Origin of the sequence: Shewanella sp. Isolate11 (genome assembly GCF_022398315.1) — a bacterium.
Classification (GTDB): domain Bacteria; phylum Pseudomonadota; class Gammaproteobacteria; order Enterobacterales; family Shewanellaceae; genus Shewanella.
In genome coordinates this window covers 141358-165250 of sequence record NZ_JAKEVF010000002.1, presented here as the reverse complement: position 1 = coordinate 165250, position 23893 = coordinate 141358, and the positions used below count along the sequence as shown (strand labels likewise).

At 43.4% G+C, this 23893-nt stretch carries 15 protein-coding genes and 3 tRNA genes; 3 read left to right on the top strand and 15 right to left on the bottom strand.

What is annotated here, in order from left to right; translation table 11 throughout:
- Positions 1 to 252, bottom strand: coding sequence for a glutaredoxin family protein (locus L1D21_RS05975; RefSeq protein ID WP_239844348.1), 252 nt, complete (start codon positions 250 to 252; stop codon positions 1 to 3).
- Complete coding sequence (gene rlmKL / locus L1D21_RS05970; protein ID WP_239844347.1) at positions 245 to 2380, bottom strand: bifunctional 23S rRNA (guanine(2069)-N(7))-methyltransferase RlmK/23S rRNA (guanine(2445)-N(2))-methyltransferase RlmL; 2136 nt, start codon at positions 2378 to 2380, stop codon at positions 245 to 247. The genes L1D21_RS05975 and rlmKL overlap by 8 nt, the downstream gene beginning before the upstream one ends.
- A gap of 240 nt (positions 2381 to 2620) precedes the next feature.
- On the opposite strand from rlmKL, the gene L1D21_RS05965 reads away from it, so the two are divergent.
- From L1D21_RS05965 to L1D21_RS05955, 3 genes are all read left to right on the top strand, one after another.
- Positions 2621 to 2697, top strand: a tRNA-Met gene (locus L1D21_RS05965).
- Positions 2698 to 2763: 66 nt separating this feature from the next.
- Positions 2764 to 2840 (top strand) — tRNA-Met (locus L1D21_RS05960).
- A 71-nt stretch (positions 2841 to 2911) separates the two neighbouring features.
- Positions 2912 to 2988 (top strand) — tRNA-Met (locus L1D21_RS05955).
- Between the two features lie 175 nt (positions 2989 to 3163).
- Here L1D21_RS05955 and L1D21_RS05950 read toward each other — a convergent pair.
- The 13 genes from L1D21_RS05950 to L1D21_RS05890 all read right to left on the bottom strand — a co-directional run bounded on the left by L1D21_RS05950 (position 3164) and on the right by L1D21_RS05890 (position 23887).
- A complete protein-coding gene (locus L1D21_RS05950; protein WP_239844346.1) occupies positions 3164 to 3697 on the bottom strand; it encodes a cell division protein ZapC in 534 nt (177 codons plus the stop codon).
- Positions 3698 to 3863: 166 nt separating this feature from the next.
- A complete protein-coding gene (pyrD, locus tag L1D21_RS05945) occupies positions 3864 to 4883 on the bottom strand; it encodes a quinone-dependent dihydroorotate dehydrogenase (protein WP_239844345.1) in 1020 nt (339 codons plus the stop codon).
- A gap of 60 nt (positions 4884 to 4943) precedes the next feature.
- The gene (locus tag L1D21_RS05940; RefSeq protein ID WP_239844344.1) at positions 4944 to 9788 is read right to left on the bottom strand and encodes an NAD-glutamate dehydrogenase; all 4845 of its coding nucleotides are present in this window, start codon (positions 9786 to 9788) and stop codon (positions 4944 to 4946) included.
- Positions 9789 to 10047: 259 nt separating this feature from the next.
- Complete coding sequence (locus L1D21_RS05935; RefSeq protein ID WP_239844343.1) at positions 10048 to 12351, bottom strand: MMPL family transporter; 2304 nt, start codon at positions 12349 to 12351, stop codon at positions 10048 to 10050.
- A 9-nt stretch (positions 12352 to 12360) separates the two neighbouring features.
- Positions 12361 to 13389, bottom strand: coding sequence for a YCF48-related protein (locus L1D21_RS05930; RefSeq protein ID WP_239844342.1), 1029 nt, complete (start codon positions 13387 to 13389; stop codon positions 12361 to 12363).
- Between the two features lie 53 nt (positions 13390 to 13442).
- On the bottom strand, positions 13443 to 14807 hold the full coding sequence (locus L1D21_RS05925; RefSeq protein ID WP_239844341.1) for a DUF1329 domain-containing protein: 1365 nt from the start codon (positions 14805 to 14807) through the stop codon (positions 13443 to 13445).
- A gap of 19 nt (positions 14808 to 14826) precedes the next feature.
- Entirely contained in the window at positions 14827 to 16875 is a 2049-nt protein-coding gene (locus tag L1D21_RS05920; protein WP_239844340.1) for a DUF1302 domain-containing protein, read from the bottom strand.
- A 319-nt stretch (positions 16876 to 17194) separates the two neighbouring features.
- Complete coding sequence (locus L1D21_RS05915; protein WP_239844339.1) at positions 17195 to 17413, bottom strand: DUF2835 domain-containing protein; 219 nt, start codon at positions 17411 to 17413, stop codon at positions 17195 to 17197.
- An 80-nt stretch (positions 17414 to 17493) separates the two neighbouring features.
- Positions 17494 to 20058 carry an aminopeptidase N gene (gene pepN, locus L1D21_RS05910; RefSeq protein ID WP_239844338.1) on the bottom strand — a complete coding sequence of 855 codons (2565 nt, stop codon included), beginning with the start codon at positions 20056 to 20058 and terminating at the stop codon, positions 17494 to 17496.
- A gap of 72 nt (positions 20059 to 20130) precedes the next feature.
- Complete coding sequence (prc, locus tag L1D21_RS05905) at positions 20131 to 22176, bottom strand: carboxy terminal-processing peptidase (RefSeq protein WP_239844337.1); 2046 nt, start codon at positions 22174 to 22176, stop codon at positions 20131 to 20133.
- A 30-nt stretch (positions 22177 to 22206) separates the two neighbouring features.
- A complete protein-coding gene (gene proQ / locus L1D21_RS05900) occupies positions 22207 to 22848 on the bottom strand; it encodes an RNA chaperone ProQ (RefSeq protein ID WP_239844336.1) in 642 nt (213 codons plus the stop codon).
- Positions 22849 to 23125: 277 nt separating this feature from the next.
- Complete coding sequence (locus tag L1D21_RS05895; protein ID WP_239844335.1) at positions 23126 to 23584, bottom strand: GAF domain-containing protein; 459 nt, start codon at positions 23582 to 23584, stop codon at positions 23126 to 23128.
- A gap of 18 nt (positions 23585 to 23602) precedes the next feature.
- Positions 23603 to 23887 carry a YebG family protein gene (locus L1D21_RS05890; protein ID WP_239844334.1) on the bottom strand — a complete coding sequence of 95 codons (285 nt, stop codon included), beginning with the start codon at positions 23885 to 23887 and terminating at the stop codon, positions 23603 to 23605.
- Positions 23888 to 23893: the final 6 nt, after the last annotated feature.

Sequence of the window (23893 nt, the reverse complement as noted above, 5' to 3'; positions counted from 1 at the left end):
TTAAGCTCCCATAAATTGTGTTAATTGCTCGATATCGAACGGCCAGCCAAGTTCACTGTTATCTTGCTGGCGAAGTAAAACCGGAATACGAATACCGTACTGCTCGGCTAAAGATTCAATATCGCAAATATCTTGTGTTGTATATTCCATGGCCAAACTATCGATTAAGGCTTGTGCCTGTTCACACAAATGACAGCCCTCGGTGTGAAACAAGATAAACGCCTTATCGTGCTGAGTACTTAGCTTAGGCATGAGTGATTAGCCAAGTATTATGGATCTGTGGATTACGCTTGTAATCCAGCGGCAAAGTTTGATCATCAATGTTAGTCACTTTAAAGCCTAACGCCGTGATCGCCTCGCTATCCATCTTAAACTTACGCTTATTGTTAGAGAAAATGATTTCACCATTAGGGTTAAGCAGTTTAACTAATCCCGTTAGCAGGTCGACATGATCACGCTGAACATCAAACGAATCTTCCATGCGCTTAGAGTTAGAAAAAGTCGGTGGATCGATAAAAATCAGATCGTATTTTTCTTGGCAATCGGCAATCCACTGTAAACAGTCACTCTGAATAAACTGATATTGACGTCCAGATAAGCCATTTAGGGCAAAGTTATCTTGTGCCCAATTAAGATAGGTATTGGACATATCAACCGTCGTCACCGATTTAGCCCCACCCAATGCCGCATGAACTGACGCCGTACCAGTATAAGCAAACAAGTTAAGAACCGAACGGCCCTTAGCTTTTTCACCAACCAGTTTGCGAGTTAAACGGTGATCGAGGAACAAGCCTGTATCGAGGTAATCTTGCAAATTCAGTTTAAACTTAGCGCCATATTCTATGGTGTTAAGTTCAAGTTTTTTTGCATCTAACTTCTGATATTGATTACTGCCCTTTTGACGCTCTCGCGTCTTAAGAATAATTTTATCTGGCTCGACACCAATGGCATTAGGCAATACCAATAAAATATCGGTTAAACGGCGTTTAGTGACAGCTTCAGGAATGGCTTTAGGTGCCGAATACTCTTGAATAACCAAGTAATCAAGATACTTATCTACCGCGACATTGTATTCAGGGATATCCGCATCATAAAGACGATAGCTATCAATGCCTTCACGTTTTGCCCATTTACTTAGCTGCTTGTAGTTCTTTTTAATTCGGTTAGCAAAAGACGCCGCAACCTCGCTGATCTCACCACCTTGAGCCAATACTTGGCTTGGTTCAATACGACGGGTACTCTGGGCATGCAAAGTATAAAGATTAAAAGCACACTCAAGTGCACCATTAAACATCTTCATCTGCTTATCGGCTTTTAGTTTTAATGCAGACAATAATTCGATATCACTGTTGAGCACAGCAATTTTCCAGCCACCAAACTCACTCTTAAACTTATCACCCAATTGATAATAAAGCTGCAGCAGTTCAGTCACAGTCCCCAAACGCTCACCATAAGGTGGGTTGGTGATTAAGACCCCTTGCTCCACGGGTGGATTAACATTTAGTGCATTTGAAACAGAAAACTCAATCAGCTCAGCAACGCCGGCATTTTGTGCATTACGTTTGGCCAAAGCCACTAAACGTGAATCGATATCTGAGCCAAAGAACTTAACTTCACAGCGTTTTACGCCTAATGAAGCCCGCGCTTTTGCTTCTGCCAGCAACTCTTGCCACACACTTTCTTGATGACGTAACCACTTTTGGAAACCAAATTTTGTACGATAAAGTGCAGGAGCGATATCACAGGCCATCATAGCCGCTTCAATCAAAATAGTTCCGCTACCACAAAATGGGTCGAGCAGATCTTGCGGCTCTTGTTTCCAACCGCTGCGTACCAGCATATTGGCCGCTAAATTTTCTTTGAGCGGCGCTTCACCGGTTGTGGCGCGATAGCCACGTTGATGTAATGCAGGGCCAGAGAAATTAACCCCTAAAGTGATTTGTCCGCGACGATAATGCGCATCAATTTTAAAATCTGCGTCGACGCGAGCTACATTGGGACGTTCGCAGCCATCGTCACGAAAACGGTCTACGACGGCATCTTTAACTTTTAACGCACCAAATTGAGAATTTTTAATAAAGCCACCGACACCATGAAAATCGATGCTGAAACTACTCTTATTTGAGAAGTGAGTCTGCCAATCAATACAATAGGCTGCATTATAGAGCTGCTCTGGTGATTCGCAGGGGCCTTTATAGATCACCATGATGATGCGACTTGCAAGGCGAGACCATAAGGTGATGCGATAAGCTAATTCAAGCGGCGCAGAAAAATAAACACCCGCTACGCTCTCTTTAACTTCACTGGCACCAAGCTCGGCTAATTCCAGCGATAACGCGTATTCATAGCCTCGAGGGGCCGCAGCAAAAAAATTCAACATGGGAAATAACACACTTCAAAAATCAATCCGGCATTATACCTTGTCCTCGTTATAAAACATAAAAAGTTCTAGCCATTAGCCGTTATATATTTCCCTATACGCTTAATAAGCCGACATTTTGCCGGATTAATGAACGAACAGTCGCATAATATCGAGACTTGCTTGCATTGCAGGGATCAACTAGATATAGTTCGCCCCGCTTTGAAGGAGATTGATTAACAACTCATTCAAATGCACGGACGCGGGATGGAGCAGTTTGGTAGCTCGTCGGGCTCATAACCCGAAGGTCGTCGGTTCAAATCCGGCTCCCGCAACCAATTCTTTGGTAGACAGAATCAAATAACTACAGCGTACAAAATGAGTACATTAGTATTCAATTCGGACGCGGGATGGAGCAGTTTGGTAGCTCGTCGGGCTCATAACCCGAAGGTCGTCGGTTCAAATCCGGCTCCCGCAACCAATTCTTTTGTAGACAGAATCAAATAACTACAGCGCATACAAAGGGTACATAGGTACTCAGTTCAATTCGGACGCGGGATGGAGCAGTTTGGTAGCTCGTCGGGCTCATAACCCGAAGGTCGTCGGTTCAAATCCGGCTCCCGCAACCAATTCTTTTTAGTAATTCCAATCGAAACCCTCAAACATTTTAGTACGTTCCATAATTCAGTTTGATAATACGTCGAAAAAGACACCATCCCTCTTCTCTTTACTAATGATCACTAAACAAATTTCAGGCAACAAAAAAGGAGCCTAAGCTCCTTTTAGATACAATTACCCTTGCGACTAAGCCGCAGCAATCTGTCGACTGACTTTTCTTGGATGCAATCTATCATTCATCACTTTAATACATTCAAATTGATGCAGCAGCTTACTGTCATTAAGCGCTAACTGTGGTGACAGCAACATCACTAAAGAAGCTTGGATATTGCTTTCAATCACCATGACATCAACATCAACGCCTTGGCAGCGTAATTGAAACACTTTAGCTAACTCGGAATAAACACAAATTGCCGAAGTATCAAAAAACCAAGACTTAGGCATTTGAGGCTTTAATAGGAAGTAAGCAGCAGTAGCGTTGAGTGCCAACTGGACTTTTACAGCATCAGCAACATTAACAGACTTACCGAGGCGCTCGATAAAACTGATATAGAATTTGGCGTGATCGACGCTAAACTCCGTCACTTGCAGTGCATCCGGAATGAGCGCTTTAATTTTGTAGGGAGTCAGAAATTCCATATCCGAACCTAACGAAACGCTTAATACACCATACGCGTCGTTATATATCCATTGCCAATCCCTTTGTGGCATTAATAACATAACGTGTACCTATTACTGTAAATACAGCTCGATAATAGATGATATTTCAACCAATATCAAAATATTTTTAAAAATTATCTTATAGATAACAGTATGTTAAGTGGATCATGCGCGATCTAAGTGCGATCGCGCGATCGGATAAGTCGATCGTTTTAGATCAAATAGATTATCTCACCCGGTAAGCGTCAACGATCTCTTTGATCAATTCTGGACCACGATAAATAAAACCAGAATAAATTTGTACCATAGTCGCGCCGGCATCCAATTTATCCAATGCATCGGCGGCACTATTAATTCCGCCTACTCCTAAGATTGGTATTTGACCCTTTAAACAATCTGCAAGTTGCTTAATGACTTTTGTTGACAATGAATTCAATGGCTTACCACTTAGCCCACCAGCTTCATTGGAATTTAGTAATCCGCTAACACCATCACGAGTCAAAGTCGTATTGGTCGCAATAGCACCATCAAACTCATTACGGATCAACGAATCGGCAATCTTCTCAATCTCTTCAGCTGATAGATCTGGTGCAATTTTCAACGCGATCGGCACATACTTTCCATGTTTCTTAGCAAGATCTTTTTGCTTGGCTTTAAGTGATCCTAATAGATCATCTAACAGATCGCCATACTGTAAAGAGCGTAAACCAGGTGTGTTTGGCGAAGAGATATTTACCGCAATATAAGCGGCATAAGGATACACTTTATCCATACAGATAAGATAATCTTCCTTACCCTCTTCTACTGGCGTGTCTTTATTCTTGCCAATATTGACGCCGACCATTGCCCCCGATTTTGCCGCTTTGAGGTGAGCAACTAGACTATCGACACCTTTATTGTTAAAGCCCATGCGATTAATAATCGCTTTAGCGGGTTTTAATCTAAATAGTCGTGGCTTGTCATTACCAGGTTGTGGTCTTGGAGTTACTGTACCGACTTCGATGTGACCAAAACCCATGGCATGAAAAGCATCAATACATTCACCATCTTTATCCATCCCGGCCGCTAAACCCACAGGGTTTGGAAAGGTCAGCCCCATAAACTCTACCGGTGCAGGATCAAACTTTTGCGCATAAAAGCAGTCCAGAGGTGAATTAGAGGTAGATTTCAGACTGCTGATAGCCAAATTATGGGCCTTCTCAGGATCCATCTGAAACATGACTTTTTGTGCGATTTTATAAAACATGCTCTCTCCTAGACCGAAAAAAAGCCCCGGCAATTGCCAGGGCTTTTAATATTATAAATTTTACGATTGACCTTCACAATGAAGAATCAATAAATTCAGCTCACGTAATGCGACTGAGAACTTAGCAAACTCATGAGTTTGCGAGGTCTTAAAGTCTGCAAGCATATGGAACCACCTCTCCAATAAGCCCTGATTGGATTCGATCCACTGTGCGATGATAGTTTCTGCATCGCAACTTGATGTGCAAGTACGCAATACCACTGAACTCAGTGAGCGTTGTTGCCAATCAAGCTCTTCTCTAAATGCGGCTCTTGCCAATGCTTGCCAGTGGTTAGCAACAGGTTGTGCGCTGATTTGTTCAAGGAACCAATGCAAATCAACCTTTGCGCCTAACTTGTAATAAGTTTCAGCAACCAAAGCTACTGGCTTATCTTCAAGTTGAGCAATTTGCGAGATATCTAATGCTGAGAACAGCGTGCTCATGTTGGCTACGTCGGTAGCAACCTCTTGAGGAACACCCTCTTTTATTAACGCATCGATTTCAACTTTAATACCATTAACTTCGTCTTCAACCAGATACTGATGTACATTCTGACGAAGTGCATTAAATACTGGGCTGAAGAAAGCAACGGTTTGCTCAATGCCTTGGTTGCGATTACGGTGACGTAAGAACCAACGACAAGCACGGCGAAGATTGCGGCGCAACTGATGTAACATCTCACCTTGAACCACAGCAGGAATAATACCGTTAAGTGCGGTGATTGAATGTGTTAAATCAGCTAAACCAAACACTTCGCGAGCCATAGTGTAGCAGATGGCTGCTTCGGCAACTGAGGCACCTGTCTCATCTTGCATACGCTGAACAAAATTAAGACCCATATCATTAACCAATTCATTAGCTAACGACGTGGCAATGATCTCGGCACGCAGTGGATGGTTCACCATACGCTCAGTGTATTTCTGCTGTAATTGACGAGGGAAATACTCAATCAGTAGTTGACTCAAGAAGGGGTCATCGGTAATTTCCGGCGTTAATAGCTGCTCTTTAAGCACCATCTTGGCATAAGCGACCAACACAGATAACTCTGGTCGTGTTAGCGGCTTGCCGTTCGCTAAACGTTCAGCTAATTCATCATCGGTTGGCAAGAATTCTAACGCTCTATCTAGCTTATCCTCTTTCTCAAGGTAGTGAATAAAACGGATCTGCTCTTTGAGTTGCTCCGCTCCACCAACTTGAGTCACAGAAATAGTGCGAGTTTGATCCTTACAATCTTGTAGTACGATACGACTCACTTCGTCAGTCATATCCACTAATAGGCGGTTACGTTGCTTGATGGTCATCTCACCTTCTGCCACTAACGCATTGAGCAAGATTTTGATATTTACTTCATTATCTGAACAGTCAACACCACCCACGTTATCGACAAAGTCGGTATTCATGCGGCCGCCATTGGCCGCATATTCGATACGACCCAGTTGAGTACAGCCTAAGTTACCGCCCTCTCCTATGATACGCGCCTGCACTTCATTACCATTAACACGCAGCACGTCGTTAGCACGGTCGCCAACTTCAGCATGGGTTTCGCGGCTTGCTTTAACATAAGTACCAATACCACCGTTCCAAAGCAGATCAACCTTCATTTTAAGCAGCTCTTTAAGCAGCTCATTGGGTGTCATTGATGCTTTCTTGGTATCAAGCATCTTCTTGATTTCTGGAGTTAAGGTGATTGATTTCGCCGAGCGAGAGAAGATTCCACCGCCCTTAGAAATTAGATCTTTATTGTAATCTTCCCAGCTTGAACGTGGTAATTCGAACAAACGCGCTCGCTCTTTATAACTTGTCGCTGCATCAGGCGTTGGGTCAATAAAAATATGAAGATGGTTGAAAGCTGTTACCAGACGAGTGTGTTCAGACAGCAACATACCATTACCGAATACATCGCCCGCCATATCACCGATAGCTAGACAGGTGAAATCTGTGGTTTGGCAATCGATACCAATTTCACGGAAATGACGCTTAACCGACTCCCACGCACCACGCGCCGTGATGCCCATCTTCTTATGGTCATAACCGTTACTGCCACCAGAAGCAAAAGCATCGCCCAACCAGAATCCATACTCTTCAGAAATCGCGTTGGCGATATCAGAGAAGGTCGCGGTGCCTTTATCGGCAGCAACCACCAAATAAGGATCATCTTCATCATGGCGAACCACGTTCACTGGCGGTACCACTTCGCCTTCGATGATGTTATCTGAAATATCTAACAGACCACGGATAAACAGACGGTAACATTCCTGACCTTCGGTGAAGAACGCATCGCGGCCACCTTCTGTCGGTAGTTGTTTACAAACAAAACCACCTTTTGCACCCACTGGCACAATGACAGTATTTTTAACTTGTTGCGCTTTAACTAAGCCCAATACTTCAGTACGGAAATCTTCACGACGATCAGACCAGCGCAAGCCACCACGAGCGACTTTACCGCCACGAAGATGAACCCCTTCCACACGCGGAGAGTAAACAAAAATCTCAAACTTAGGCAACGGGCGTGGCATCTCTGGAATATCAGAGGGCAGGAACTTGAATGAGATATACGGCTTGTTGCGACCCACTTCTAGCGTTTGGTAGAAGTTGGTTCGTAATGTCGCGTTTATCAAATCTAAATAGCGGCGAATAATACGGTCATCATCGAGACTAGACACCTCGTCAAGACGCAGTTCAATCTGTTCAACAAACTTCACTAAAGTACGTGTCTTCAGCTTAGGGTTGAACTTACGAATAAACATCTTCACCAATAAGTCGGCGATCTGAGGATAGCTGCTGAAGGTTTCTTCAATATATGCTTGGCTGAAAGTCGCATCAATTTGACGCATATACTTGGCATAAGCACGCAGCACAGACACCTCACGGCCTGATAGCCCAGTTGCTAGAACTAGACGGTTAAAGCCATCATCTTCCAGCTCTTTATTCCACACTTGTGACAATGCCGTCTGGAAACGATCTTGGCTATCAGCCAGATTATCCACCGCAGCACCTTGGACTGTCATTAAGAAATCAAGGATCCAGAACGTTGCACCATCGGCGGTTTTAACTTCGTATGGACGCTCGTTAATCACGCGTAAACCGAAGTTTTCCAACATAGGTAAAACATCAGATAGATGAATAGGCTCATCTTTATGGAATAACTTCAGTCTAACTTTATTGTCTTTTAGCGCAGTTTCTTGCGGTTGATAGAACAACATCCCAAGTTTGTGGGCATCATCTAAGGCTTCAAGATGTTCAACATCGACCACGGCAGAACTGGGTAATACATCTTCTTTGTAGCTACGTGGGAAAGCATTAACAAAACGTTTAACCAGGTGATTGCCCGTCTCTTCGCCTTGCGCTGAAATCAATGCGCTGCTGAGTTTATCTTCCCATGAACGCGCCGCTTCAATAAGATTATTTTCGATCGCTGCCACATCGACATCCGTATTATTATTATCAACTTTAACAATGTAATGAGTACGCGCTAGTGTCGACTCAGAGAAATAAGTAGTGAACTCAACATCGGCAGTACTGTTAAAGTGCTGCGCCAAAATACGCTGAGTATCTTCACGTAACTTGGTGTTATATCTATCTTTAGATACATACACTAGGCAAGAGATGAAACGGCCAAACCCATCTTTACGGACAAACAGCTTAAGTTTGTCGCGTTCTTGCATTTCAAGCACACCGCGAGCCATACTAGCAAGCTCTGCTTCACGAGCCTGAATGATTTCATCACGTGGTAAGGTTTCAAGAATGTGCAATAAGGCTTTGTAATCGTGCGAACGCGGCGTTAATCCAGAATCATCTAATACACGCTGAATTTTTTCCGCCAATAATGGAATTTCACGTGGGCTACGATTATAGAGGTTTGACGCATACAGGCCGATAAAGCGGTCTTCGCCAATCACATTACCTTTCTTATCGAAACGCTTAATACCAATATAATCCACATAAGCAGGACGATGTACTCGACTCTTTTCGCTGCTCTTAGTGAGAATCAATAAGCTCTTATCTAATGCTTCTTTACGGGCACTTTGTGACAGAGTCGATAACATCAATCCTTTATCAGACTTTGGCTTACCCGGCACATTCATTAAACCTAGGCTAGTGTCATTATCTGGCACTAACTCTAAATCGCCCTCAACCTTGTTAAGGTGATAACGGCGATAGCCCAATAAGGTAAAATGATGATTATTAAGATAAGTTAGGAAGTTAATCGCTTCTTCTAACTCGGACCTTTCACCAGGGAATGGACGCTTATCTAACTCTTTAATGGTCGCTTTTAACTTGTCAGACATTGCCTGCCAGTCATGAACTGAGGCTGAAACATCTCCCAAAACTGAAGCAATCTCTTTCTCTAAACTCTTGATATCCGCTTCACTGCTAAGACGGTCTATCTCAATTAAAAATACTGCCACTTTATCTGAAGATTCATCTTTGTCATCACCATAACTGACATAAACGATTTCATCCTTTTCACGTTTCACCGTCAGTGGAGTGTGTAGCATCATATGGGTCGTAATACCCATACGATTTAACGCCATGCCTAAAGAATCTACAAGGAAAGGCATGTCAGGACTAATCACTTCAATAATTGAGTGTGATGACTTCCAGCCATGCTTAGATTGGCTTGGGTTAAATACGCGAATATGAGTCTCGCCTACTGGAGTCTTGTTAGCCACATTCCAAAGACTTAAAACCGCACCATACAGGTCACTATCATTGCGTGCGTGTAAATCGTCCTTTGACATATGGGCATAAATGCTCGTTGCGAACTGCTCAACTTGCTTTGCTTGTGAATTGGGGACTTTGGAATGGATCAGGTTGACTACATTTTCAAGTAGTACTGAAGGCATTGCATCTTTCAAGGCCATGTTGCAGTTTCCTTTAGGTCTATGGCAGCACTTTATTTTTTATTTTTGGATGCTTAAGTGATATCTCGGTCGATAAAGTCCGACCGAGTTCATGCGCGAAGTTTATTACTAAATCTGCCATATTTCGAGAAATATTTTAGTGGTAGATCCTCCTGAATCTCAGTTCTGACGCAGCATTTTCAGCAATGATGAAAAAACAATCGTTAAGATAGCTTTTTTATGCAAAAAAAAGGAGAGCCTTAGCTCTCCAGTTGTATTACTACCTTGCGTTTCGCCAAAAAAGAGCCCCTAACGCAGGCAAAATAATTATTGCCCCTAACATATTCACTAAAAACATAAAGGTCAGCAAAATCCCCATATCCATTTGGAACTTAAGGGCCGAAAAGAACCAGGTACTGACACCAATAGCTAAGGTTAATCCAGTAAAGATCACCGCGCTACCACGCTCAATCAAAGCTTGATGGTAGGCTTGTTGAACAGGCATACCGCTACGAAGTTTAAGCGCCATAGTCGATAAGATATAGATACCATAATCGACACCAATACCTACACCTAACGCGATCACAGGCAAAGTGCTAACCGCGAGGCCAATATCGAGCTGAGTCATTAATGCTTGAGCCAGCGTAGAAACCACGTATAAAGGGAGTATTACGGCGACGGTAGCTCTGATTGAGCGGAAGCTGACCAAACAAAGCACAAATACGGCACCATAAACATACAACATCATAGGTAACTGAGCCGACTCAACCGCTTCGTTCGTTGCTGCCATAACCCCAACCGGACCCGATGCCAACTTAAAGGTCATCTTGTCGGTATCCATTGTTGCTGCCAGCGACTTAACCTTAGCGATCACCAGCTCTATGGTTTCGGCCTTATGATCTTTCAAAAACAGATAGACAGGCATCACAGAGCAATCGCTGTTAAGTAAGCCAGAAGTGGTTGGTATTTGACCAACTGCTTGCACTAAACTCGCAGTAGTTCGCGGTAAAATCTGCCACTTAGGATTGCCTTCGTTGAATCCGGCATTAACTCGTTTAGCTACCGAAGCTAGACTGGCTGTCGACTCAACACCCGGCGTATTTGACACCTGCCACTCAAACTCATCCACTTTCATCAAAACATCATGATAAGTACAAGCCTCAGGGAACGCCTCGACAATAATGGTCATCACATCTGTGGTCACAGAGAAGTGGTCAGTAATAAAGAAAGTATCTTGGTTGTAACGACTATCGAAATGCAACGCTGGCGCCCCGCCTTGCAGATCACCTATTTGCATCTTATTCGCTTGTTGAAGCCCTAGCCCATAAAGCATTACAGTCACCACCACCACAACGACAGCATATTTTGGCGTGGCAAACGAAGATAAAACTAACCACAACTTATCAATCTTACTGTCTTTTTTAGCTGTCAGCGGTTTCACTTGGGTATAGGAGATAAGCAGTGGCAGCAACACCAAATTGGTTAAGATGATCACCGCAACCCCCAGAGAAGCCGAAATAGCTAGCTCTCTGATAATGCCAATATCGATAGCGAGTAAGGTTAAAAAACCGACCGTATCGGATAATAAAGCGATGCCACCAGGGATTAACAGACTACGAAAAGCTAACGCGGCTGCCGATTTTGTGGTCTCGCCCTCTCCGACTCTACGACGCACGGCATTGATCACCTGCACGCCATGACTCACACCGATAGCAAAGACCAAAAAAGGGATCAGAATCGACATGGGATCTAAACCAAATCCCACGACTGTCAACAAGCCGAGTTGCCAGATTACCGCCACCAAACTACAACTCAATAGCAGTGCCGTTAACATGATGGATTTAGAAAAAAGATAAACCATCACGGCGGTGATCACTATGGCTATCAGGAAAAATAGCACCACGCCTTTCGCGCCTTCGGCGACATCACCGGCCATCTTCGCAAAGCCAATAATATGAATTTTGATATTATCGTTTTCATATTGTTCGCGGAGCTCTTTTTCAAGTTGCTCAGCGAAGGCTAAGGTATCTAATGACTCTCCGGTTTGCGGATCAAAATCCATCAGTTGCGCCGAAACCATTGCAGCAGAGTAATCTTCAGCAATTAATCGACCAACGATCCCCGCCTTTTCGATATTACTGCGAACCACCTCTAATCCTTCGGGGGTCGTGGTGAAGTTCGCCGGAATGACTGGGCCACCGGCAAAGCCGTCTTCTACCACTTCAGTGAATCGAGTAGATGGTGAATACAGAGACTTAACCTGCGCCCTATCAACACCCGGAATAAAAAACAGTTGATCATGAACCTGCTTTAAAGTGTCGAAAAAGTTAGCGTTAAAAATATTACCACTGGTGTCTTCAACGGCCACCATAATGCTATTTGCCCCACCAAATTGCTTTTGATGCTTCAAATAGGTTTTCATATAACTGTGATTTAGCGGAATATTTTTAACAAACGCCGCATCCATCTTTAACTGACTGGCTTGAAACGCTAAAAATATTGTCGTAACAACAAAAGCAAAGATGACCAAGCCACGCTGCCTGAAAAGAAACGACTCGATTCCATTGACTAATCTATCTAACATGTATGGGCCTTATTGATCTTGTTTTAGTTTTTGTTGTTGATTTAGTTCGATAAAACCTTTGCTACCCACAAGCCATTGCTTGCCATCACTAGTTTGGTTGATTGCCACCAGGTTTTCCCCTTGACGCTGCTCAACCATCTTGACTGAATCGTCGGCATAAACATCAATAACGACACCCGCGTTACCCACTAATCTGATCCGCTCATCATCAAGTACCAATCCGCCATTCAGACTAGACTCGATAGGCAATTCAATAGTCTGCCAGTCATCGAGATCGCCTTCACTCTTGAACAAGTGACCTCTAAGCCCCATGACATAAATGCCTTGTTTTGCGACTAAGATATTGAAAAGAGAGCCATCATAAGGAAACTCAATGCGTTGCCATGTCTTCCCCAAATCCTCAGACATTGCAGCTAACCCGAGTTCGCCAACCATCAATAAACGCTGCTCATTGAGTTGAACAACGCGGTTGAAATGCGGCAGTAACATGCTGCGTTCACTCAGATATAACTGCTCATCTTCGGCCTTTAACTCTTCAAGGTAAGCAATATCTTCTTCATAGAGCAGTTCGCCATGAAACTCTTGCTGCCAGCTTTGTCCGCCATTTAACGTCCGATAAAACAAACCATAAGCACCGATAGCAATACCTTGCTGTTGATCGAAAAACAGCACATCCATCAATGGTTTTTCCATTTCGGCAGAGCTCATTTGTGTTTGCCAACTCTCACCAGCATCTTGAGTATGCAAAATTGTTGAGTCATGACCCACAGCCCAGCCTAACTGCTCATTGAATAGGCTCACCTTAGTTAATAAGGCTTTTGTTGGAGATGGCTTTTGTTGCCAGCCTTGATGAAATACAAACAGGTGACCACGTTCACCCACGGCAACTGCTGTTGACCCTTTATTTGCCATATCGAGCACTAACGCACTCGTTGCTAATGGCTGCAATTGCGTGTCATTATTTGCAGCATTTACTGAAAAGGCACAAGAAGAAAATAGAAGAGATACAGGCAATAACCGAAGCATGCTAAACGACATACAAACTTCCTTTATAGAAATGAGGGGCAAAGTTGCCCCTCGGCAAGTAGTGATTAACGAATACCCGCACGTCTCAATGCGGCCGGAGTAAAGTTAGCCTCACTCAGTTTTGCATCGAAATCGTACATACGGCCTTCATTGTCTAAGCCCATCGCCAAATAACGACGCGATTGAAGATCATGAATCACTTCTAAGGTTGTCCAATGCGTTGGCACTTCGTAGTAGTTAATGCCATGAGCTACCGCCACACGATATAGCTCATCACGATTGTCATAGATATCGGTCAACGAAACCTGCCATGAGTCTTCATCGAGATAGAACACACGTGTCTTATAGATATGACGCATCCCCTCTTTTAGCTGAGCTTTAACCACCCATACGCGGTGTTTTTCCCAACGAACATAATCAGGATTAACATGACCAGGTTTGAGGATTTGTTCATACTTCAGCTTATCTGAATGCAATTTGTAGTCATTATAAGGAATGTAAATTTCCTTCTTACCGACCAGCTCCCAGTTATAACGAACTGGCGAGCCATTAAACATATCAAAATCATCCGTGGTACGCAGACCGTCAGACACTGTACCTGGCGTATCAAACGCAACATTTGGCGCCTTACGAACACGTCGCTGACCTGTATTATAGGTCCATGCCTGACGTGGTAACGCCTCCTGATCCATGGTTTCCTTCACTAACAGTGCCGTACCTGCAAGTCGTGCAGGCTGGGTCACAACCTGTTTGAAATAGAACAAGGTATTTGACTCTTTTAGCTTATCTAAAGTCATTTCAGGACGAGCGTATTCGAAACGGATCTCTTCGGAGGTTTCAACTAAGGTGTAACTACCACTGGCCGTGGGTGCCGCCTGGCTACGAGAAGTTTCAACGTCTATACCACGAAAACGTAAGATGTGATTCCAAATAGCCTCTAAACCGTTTTGTGGGATAGGAAACGGAATGCCGATAGATGCACCAGATAAACCATTACCATCGGCTATCAACTCGGCACGAGTCGCATTAGCTTTGGTCGCATCATAGACAAACTGTGGCACTGACGCACTACGACGAGTTTGATAGATATTCATCTTGAATGTATCAGGGTAAAGCTCAAATAACTTACGCTGACCATCCGTAAGATTATCTTTATACTGATCCTTATTGGCATTAGTAATGGTAAATTCAATCTTATCGTTCGGGAACGGATCCGGATGATGCATTCCCTTCTTGTAACCAGCGACAGCCTCAGTGATCCCACCATCCCACGCGGGGATAGAACCGTCGGCATTGGCCGATTTCTCAGCCCCAATTGGCGTTAATGTTGTGCCTAACTTTGCTGCTTCTTCAGGTGAAACTTTTGCCAGTGCTGCTGGCGCAGTCAACGCAACAATCACAGCGGCCGACAATATTGTTAAATTCTTCATTTGTTATTGTCCTTGTGAATTAGATTGAATATTTGACGTTAAATGACACGTAATCACGATCAGACATCTGATTAGTTGTGCCTACGCCACCGAAGAAAGAGTTATAGGAGATATCGGCTCCCCAACGGCTCTGATAATCAAAGTTCACTCCAACCGCGACAGACTTCTTACCTTCTGTAAACAGGAACATAGGATCAGGTGTGATGCCGTCAACATCATGCGAAAAAATGATACGCGGTGACATGTTTACACCGGCAAATAAATTGTTGTAGTCGGCTTTAGCCACTAGACGATATCCCCAAGCAAAATCCGTTGGGAAAGGATTGGTCTCAAGCCCATTATGGATCCCCTGGATAATCCCCGGCATAGCTGGGTTTCCACCTGAGCGGCCAGTACCAGGACCATTGAGTCTTAGCTCATCAAAGTCTGGCATGTCATGGATCCATACCCCACCGACTTCTGCCAACATCACTAGGTTACTCATGCCCCAGGTTGGGCCAAATAGATGAGTGAATGTCACCTGTGCTTGAGTGGTATCAAGGCGAATATAACCTTCAGCAGCATCACCAGACCCAATACCTTTAACCTGAGATATGCCATCCAAATCAGGACGTAAGCCGGCATTCGCTAACTGTTGTGGCATCGCTGCGAAAAGCAATTCAACATCATCAATTTGCAAAGGTTCATCTTGACGATGAGCAATCTCACCCGCCACAGAAGTATCACCAATTAATGTATTGAAACTGAAGCCATAAAGCTTGATATCTTCAGGGTATTCAATTTGGGCTTTAGAGAAAGTTTCTAATCCAAGTAAGGTTTCACGGTCAATAGTGCCACCTGTAGCGCCAATCATGCCGAGCGTAGCAAGATCGTTACCGATAGCTTGTGCAGTAAAATTAGAGGCCGTACCACTGATCAACGGACGACGGCTATGATAATTCATGTAGTACAAACCAAATTCGGTTTCACCTAGCTCAGGCGCGTAATAACCTAACTTGATACCGTATTGACCCGAATTACTGGCACTGGCTTGATCTTCAACCAAGGTTGCCTTTGTAGGATAAGCTAAAGCCAATGACCCCAAGGTCGCAGCATCATATTGCCCCGAAGCCACCATGGCAGCCAGGTTCTGATATTCAGAAATTAAGAAATCTAAATTGATGTCCGGGTTAGCATTAAAACCTAGCTGAGCATTTTGGTTGTAACCGCCATAACCGGCAAAATCATTAGTAGAAAAGTAAGAACCCGGAGTCGGGATCCAGATTGGCTCCCAATCATATTGGTAAAAAGCTTCCACAGACAAAGAATCGGTGACTCCCAAAGAAGCCCACACCATACCCTGAGGTCTAAATGCTTCTTTTAACTCAGCACCCGGTGCATTGAGAATATTCAAATCTACAGGATTAATCACGCCAATACCGTGAGGGATCAAGGTACTTTCGCCCCAAGAAACCACTTGATTACCTACGCGAATACTGAAGGGATTAGCCCCATCATTAAAATCAAAGTCACCATAAACAAAGGCATCTAACAGTCTCACATCTTTACACTGAACTTTAGAAGCATCGGAATCCTCACAAGGATCGTACTCTTTACCAGTGATAGGGTCGCTGTAACCATAACTGCCGTTATTGGCTTTTTGATCATAAAAATACATGCCGCGGGCAAATAGACCAAAGTTTTCATATTTTAACGACAATTCATGTAACCCTTTAAACACCATGGAAGTTACATCACCTTGAGAATACAACATGTTACTCAAGTCACCGTTACTCGAATAAGATCCAGGCTGTGCCCAAATTTCTGTCGAGGTATATTTAGTGTTGTTAAATGCTGAATAGTTTGACCAGTCGAAGCGCGGATTATTCACTTTCCCTATGTGATCATCCCAGTTACGTTCCTCAACTCGCCAGCTTGCACCAGCACTCCATGTTGAATCAAACGAACCTTGCACTTCTCCCCAATCGAATGACACGGCTTTTACCGTTGTAGAGCTTCCAACACTCAACGCTGCAACTATCCCCAAAGCAAGCGCTGACTTGTTAAAGCCATTTTTTAGGTTTTTCATTTTAGCTCTTCTCCGTAACCTGCTGGATTCTTTGTTATTGGAATGATAGCCAACATCTTGTTAGCGTACAGGTAACACCATTGTTACAGGATTTATCTTTAATGAGCAAGGCAAATGGAGAGAAAATTTTCTTGTTATTTGAGCACTTAAGTAAAAATTGATGCACTTTTTCAAACGATCGATTTAAATTATCTTCAACATCTTTTTAACGACTTAAAAGGAGGATAAAAAAATCAATAATAAACAGCAGATTATATTTTAGGCGCACAAAATTAATAACGGCAGAAAGACAATCAACCGTTTGAAGTATTAACTCTAATTAAGCCAGTCGGACTAAGGATTGAAATTGACCAGAAGTGTCGAGGGTTAATTGAAATTGCCCCGATAAACCAGCCGAAGTTAAAAAAGGTCTAAAATGACGTGCATGGATCAACAAGGTTTTTCCACCCTGTTCTACCACTTCCACTTTATTAGCATGGCCTTGGTAATAATCGAGAAATTGCTGATAGTTTATATGAAGATAGAATTTAAAAATCATAATATTATCAAATAATAATGGCGCTAAACTTTAATTGCTCAACGCCATTATACGCATTTATCCTTTAGGCTAAAGCACTGCTATTGCGCTAACGCTTTAGTCACTTTCTCATACAGGTCTTTTGACAGATCCGGTAAAGCTAAAATCCGCTGCAGTGAGGCCTGCATCAGTTGTTGTCTCCCTTGGTCAAACTTCTTAAATTGAATCAAAGGCGTGATGATTCTAGCCGCCACTTGAGGGTTAAGCTGATTCAGTTTAATGATCACTTCAGTCAAAAGCTGATAACCTTCACCATCCTGGCGATGGAACACGCAGGTATTTAATGCAGCAAATGCACCAAACAGTGAACGTACGCGGTTAGGATTCGAGTAACTAAATGCGGGATGCTCAGCTAATTCACGTAAGGCATCAATTCTGTCATCACCAGGACAGGTTGCTTGTAAACTTAACCATTTGTCCATCACCAAAGGTGTACTGGCCCAGCGCTGTTGGAAACTATCAAGCAATGCTTGTCTCATTGGGCTTTGCTCACCATTTAGCGCAGACAATGCCCCTAAACTGTTAGTCATATTGGCCGCACTATCATACTGAGACTGAGCTAAATGCTGATATTCGTCAGATATTTTCAATAACAGATTCAATAATGTATTTTTCAAAGCTCTGGCATCGGCTTCATCTAAGCTCATCAACTCTCGATAGCGTGCCAGCAACTCATCTTCACAACCTGTCGCTATGGTTTCTAACGCGAAACTGCGTGCCATGATTAAACTATCGAGATCGACTTGATTTGCCTGTTCGACCAGCGTAGCGACATTAGGGAATTTTAGAATTTCGGCCAATAAGGCTTTATCTAAGTTTTCATCCAGCAATAAGCCTTTAATAGCATCGACTAAACGGGTGTCGATATGCATCGCCTTCTGTTGTTGTAACAATGACACATTCTGCCAAACAGCTTGACTAAATAACCCTTGTGCCGCTTCCCATTTAGCCACCTCACTGGAAGCAAAACGGATCAAGTGAATTAATTGCTCGACATTGTACTCATAAATTAGCTTCACTGGTGCGGAGAAATCTTGCAGTAACGAAGGCGTTGGTTGAGAGGCAATCTCATCAAAAGTGAAAGTCTGTTTTGCCTCGGTTACATCTAGCACTCGATTGAGCAGCGAATGACCTTCGGCACTCAGCAGCTCGAGATCAAACGGAATATGAAGTGGTAACTTCTCAGCCTGTTCTGCAGTAGCGAATGTCTGCTGCGAAATCGTTAAACTGTACTGCTTTAGTACAGGGTCATAGCTTTCTTCCACACTTACCTGCGGTGTGCCCGACTGACTATACCAACGTCTGAACTGAGTCAAATCAACACCACTAGCATTTTCCATGGCCGCAACAAAATCATCGCAAGTCACCGCTTGACCATCATGTCGCTCGAAGTAACATTTCATCCCTTTCTGGAAATCTGCTTCACCCAGTAAAGTGTGCATCATACGGATAACTTCAGCACCCTTGTTGTATACCGTCACGGTATAAAAGTTGTTCATCTCAATCACAGACTCAGGACGTATCGCGTGTGCCATCGGGCCACTGTCTTCTGCAAACTGCTGATTTTTTATGACTTTAATCGCATGAATACGATTAACCGCACGGGAACCAATATCCGAACTAAACTCCTGATCTCTAAATACCGTCAAACCTTCCTTCAAACTCAATTGGAACCAGTCGCGACAAGTCACACGGTTACCAGTCCAGTTATGAAAATATTCGTGACCCACAACCGATTCAATTCCGTGATAATCATCATCGGTGGCCGAGTCTTTATCGGCAAGCACGTATTTAGTGTTAAATACGTTTAAGCCCTTGTTTTCCATTGCCCCCATATTGAAAAAATCAACGGCAACAATCATATAGATATCGAGGTCATATTCTAAATCGAAACGTTGTTCATCCCATTGCATCGATTTTTTCAGTGACGCCATAGCATGGTGCGCTTTGTGTAAGTTGCCTTTATCGACAAAGACCTGTAGCTCTACTTCACGGCCACTCTTGGTGATATAAGTGTCATTAAGCAGATCAAAGTCGCCTGCCACTAAGGCAAACAGATAACTCGGTTTAGGGAATGGGTCCTGCCAGCAGACAAAGTGACGTCCATTTTCAAGCTCACCACTGTCAACTTTATTACCGTTACTCAGCAAATAAGGGAACGCCTGTTTATCGGCTTCAACGCGCACATCGTAAATCGCTAGCACATCTGGTCTATCGAGGAAGTATGTAATACGTCTAAAACCTTCCGCTTCACATTGAGTACAGTAGGCGCCATCAGACATATACAAGCCTTCTAAGGCTGAATTGGCTTCAGGGTCTAGCAACGTGACTATGGTTAATTCAAATTCATCATCGAGATCTTTAAGGGTTAACTGGCCATTATCAACCTGATACACATGGGGCTGCCCATTAACCAATAAAGAGGCTAGTTGTAGTGCCTCACCATCGAGCAGTAGGCTTTGTGCTTCTGGATTGAGCTTTTTGACCTGACTTACCGCGGTGACTTGGGTCTCTTTACCCGCAAGGTTAACATCGAGGCTAACATGGGTAATGGTAAAATCTGGGCTCTGGTAATCTTTTAAATATTTAGCCTGAACTTGGGTCATTACAGTGTCTCTTTCATTTCTAATGCTATAAAAAAACGCGCCATGAGCGCGTTTTTCAAATGAGCTAAAACATTATTTAGCCTGATTATTTGCCACTTTATCCATATCCGCCATATCGAGTGTGATATAAACGGTTTCATCTAAAAATGCATCCGGTGCTTTCACATCATCATCTGCATCATCAAGATCTTTAAGTGGTTCAAGCCCCTCTGTCGCACGACGATCATTTAAACGTGCAAGTTGCTTACTATCATTTTTCTCACGCTCAGCAAGACGCTCTTTTTCAACTAAAGAAACGCTAGTATCTTTATGTGTTTTCTTGAACTCGGCAATGTCTTGCGCAAGATAACCAAACTCAACATCTTGTTGAATACGTTTTTTATGTAAACCGTCTAGGGTGTTAACCAGATTAGGTGTGATATCACCTAAGGTACTGTATTGAGCAACAGGCACTTTATCCCATGGTAAGGCATTCTTTTGCTCTGCTTCACCATACTCACCAGGCTCCAGTGCACTCGGGAATGAGATATCTGGAGTAACACCTTTAAGCTGAGTACTACCACCATTAATACGGTAGAACTTGGCAATTGTATACTGTACATGCCCGATAGGTTTGTCGTACATGTCATAGATTCGACCTAAGCTCTTATGCTGCTGCACCGTCCCTTTACCAAAGGTCGACTCACCCACAATCAGAGCGCGATCGTAATCTTGTAATGCCGCCGCAAAAATTTCTGATGCAGAGGCACTGTAACGATCAACCATCACTGTTAACGGGCCAGAGTAGTAAACTTTGCCATCGTTATCGCGGTTTTGTGACACTTTTCCATTCGCATCACGGATTTGAACCACTGGACCACGGTCAATAAACAAACCTGTCAGTAGTGTCGCTTCTGTGAGTGCACCGCCACCGTTACCACGAAGGTCAATAACCACCCCTTCAACTTTAGCTTCTTTAAGTTTAACCAGTTCTTTAGCTACATCTTGCGACAGGTTCATGTAAAAACCAGGCACTTTTATCACGCCAACTTTACGACCTGCATAGTCGCCAGTTTCAGGTTCGATAACTTCTGAAGTAGCCGCTCTATCTTCGAGGCGGATTTTGTCGCGCACTATGGTCACTTCAAAAGGTTTAGCCGATGAGCCACCTTTCTTTGGTAACACTTGCAGTATTACTTTACTGCCTTTAGGGCCCTTGATCAGCTCGACAACATCATCGAGGCGCCAACCAATAACGTCGACAACCTCTTTACCTTCCTGCCCTACACCAACAATACGATCTTCAGGAGACAGTTTTTCGCTACTCGCAGCGGGGCCGCCAGCGACTAAACTTTTGATCACTGTGTAATCTTCATCCATCTGTAATACAGCTCCTATGCCTTCGAGGCTTAGGTTCATTTCCATTTGGAAACGTTCGGCATTACGGGGAGACAGATAGCTAGTATGAGGTTCTACGGTATGAGAAAAGGCATTCATCACACCTTGGAAAACATCTTCACTCTTGGTCTGACTTAGACGTTTGATGGCATTGTTATAGCGCTTTTCAAGCACTTTAACGATTTCATCCCAATCTTTGCCTGTCAGTTTTAGATTTAACGCATCGTATTTAACACGCTGACGCCAAAGCTCATTAAGCTCGGCTTCATTTTTTGGCCAAGCCGCTTCTTCTCTATCGTATTGATAGCTATCGCCAGCAGCGTCAAAATCAAACTCTTTATCCAGTAGTTTTAACGCATAAGAAAATCGCTCATAGCGACGCTTTTCAACCAGATCAAACATCTTATATGCCACGCTTAAATCGCCGCTTTTAAGCATGTCATCAAATTCTGTTGAATAGGGCTTAAAGCTGTCGATATCGCTTTGCATCAAAACATTGCGGCTATAGTCCAGCTGTTGTAGATAGCGATCGAATACTTTGACCGAAAAAGCGTCGTCAAGATCGAATCTATGATAGTGAGCGCGAGTGAACAAACCTGTCACTCGCTTACTGGCGACCTTATGCTGCGGCTCTTGAGTAAGAGAAGGCAACTCGCTAGATGGAATGGTAGGCGTCAATGCCCAAGCTGAGAATCCTACAAAGATGCTGGCAACAGAGGCCGCCAGAGTTAGTTTTCGCATCAACAAGTTACTCCTTTTACAATGAGACAGTTATAACAGGATATGTTCAACCTTTACTTTTACGGTCAATCCAGAATCTAACTGCACTTGTACATCTTCTTTTTTGATGTCCAGTACGACACCAGAGACAGGTGATTTACCTAGTTTGACATTGACTCTTTGATTTGGTTTCAATTCAGTCAATACTGCAGGCGTTAATGACTCAACTTCAACCTGAGGCTTAGCCACCTTCGGAGCGGCAGGTTTACGTTTAGTTGCCAGCTTCTTAAATGGCTTTTTATCCGCTTTAGCTGCTTTAGCTTCGGTTTTGTTTGCCTCTGCTTTAGCAATGCGTTTGGCTTTAGCCTTATCCTGACTCTCTTTCAGTGTAGCTTGTGCATGATCAACATGCTCTTGCTCTAGCTCACCACATTCGTTGCCATCAAGATCGACACGCTGCGCCCCTGCTTTTACACTTTTAAGGTAACGCCAGCTACTGGTATAACGACGTAAGGCGATTCTTAATTGCGTTTTACTGACTTTAGAATCATCAGCTAACCTTTCAGCCAAGTCCTGAAACAATCCAATCTTTAGCGGTTTAGTTTCACCTTCAGCGATAAAGCACAAAGGAAATGTTTCATATAAATACGCAAGAATTGCGTTGGTGTCGGTCAACTTTTCTGTTGATTCCATCATTACTTCCACAGTTTAAAAGGGACTACCGCCTCACCTTTACAGCGATGACTGGCGTGTCGTTCATATTTGTTAAATTGAGTTAAGCCACTATTTCAGTTAATAGAAATAGCTGAACTTTACTAGACAATCCAACATACCTTATCAATTACATTTAACAAACGCCAAGTATTCATTTCAACTAATGAAATGTAACCAAGCATTTAATTTTCAAGCCGCCTATTATAAGCGTGCCTGAGACATTTGCGACCACCAATTGTGAGAAATTGGTCGTAGTTTAAGCAAATAACGCGTTTTCTAAGGTTTTAAGCACTAACTCTAGGCCATTTTGATCTGCTTGATCGAATCTATTCAGCAGTGGACTGTCGATATCCAGTACCGCTATCACCTTACCATCACGTCGCATCGGGATCACAATTTCAGAGTTACTGGCACTGTCACAAGCAATATGGCCTTCAAATTGGTGCACATCGGCAACACGTTGAGTGGTATTGGTGTGCGCAGCAGTACCGCAAACGCCTTTACCCATAGGGATACGAGTACAAGCCACTTTTCCTTGAAATGGCCCCAAGATCAACTGCTCGTGTTCAACCAAATAAAATCCAGCCCAGTTAAGATTTTCAAGGTTTTCATTAATTAAGGCTGAGAAGTTCGCCATGGCGGCAATCAGATTATCTTCGCCAGCAAATAACGCTTCAGTTTGGCGGGCCAGAGTGTCGTAACACACAGATGTCATATACGGTATCCTAACGATTTACGATTTCGGTTCAGTTTTTTTAGTGGTTTTTTTTGCGGCTGGCTGTTTTTCCGCGCTACCGCCTTTTAATAGATTCATTAGCTGATTTTTATTTTCGGCTAAATAGAAACAAAGTTTCTCTGTTGCGTTGTCATCAAGCTCAAGCTCAGATTGCTCAATAAAAGGAAGCAGGTTGTCCGCGATATCGAGCATCTTATCGTAGGCATCGGCCTCCTTTTTAGATGTGAATGTCATCTTCTCAACCCCTTCTCTGACAACGACAAATTTTGTTATAACTGCCATGTCCAT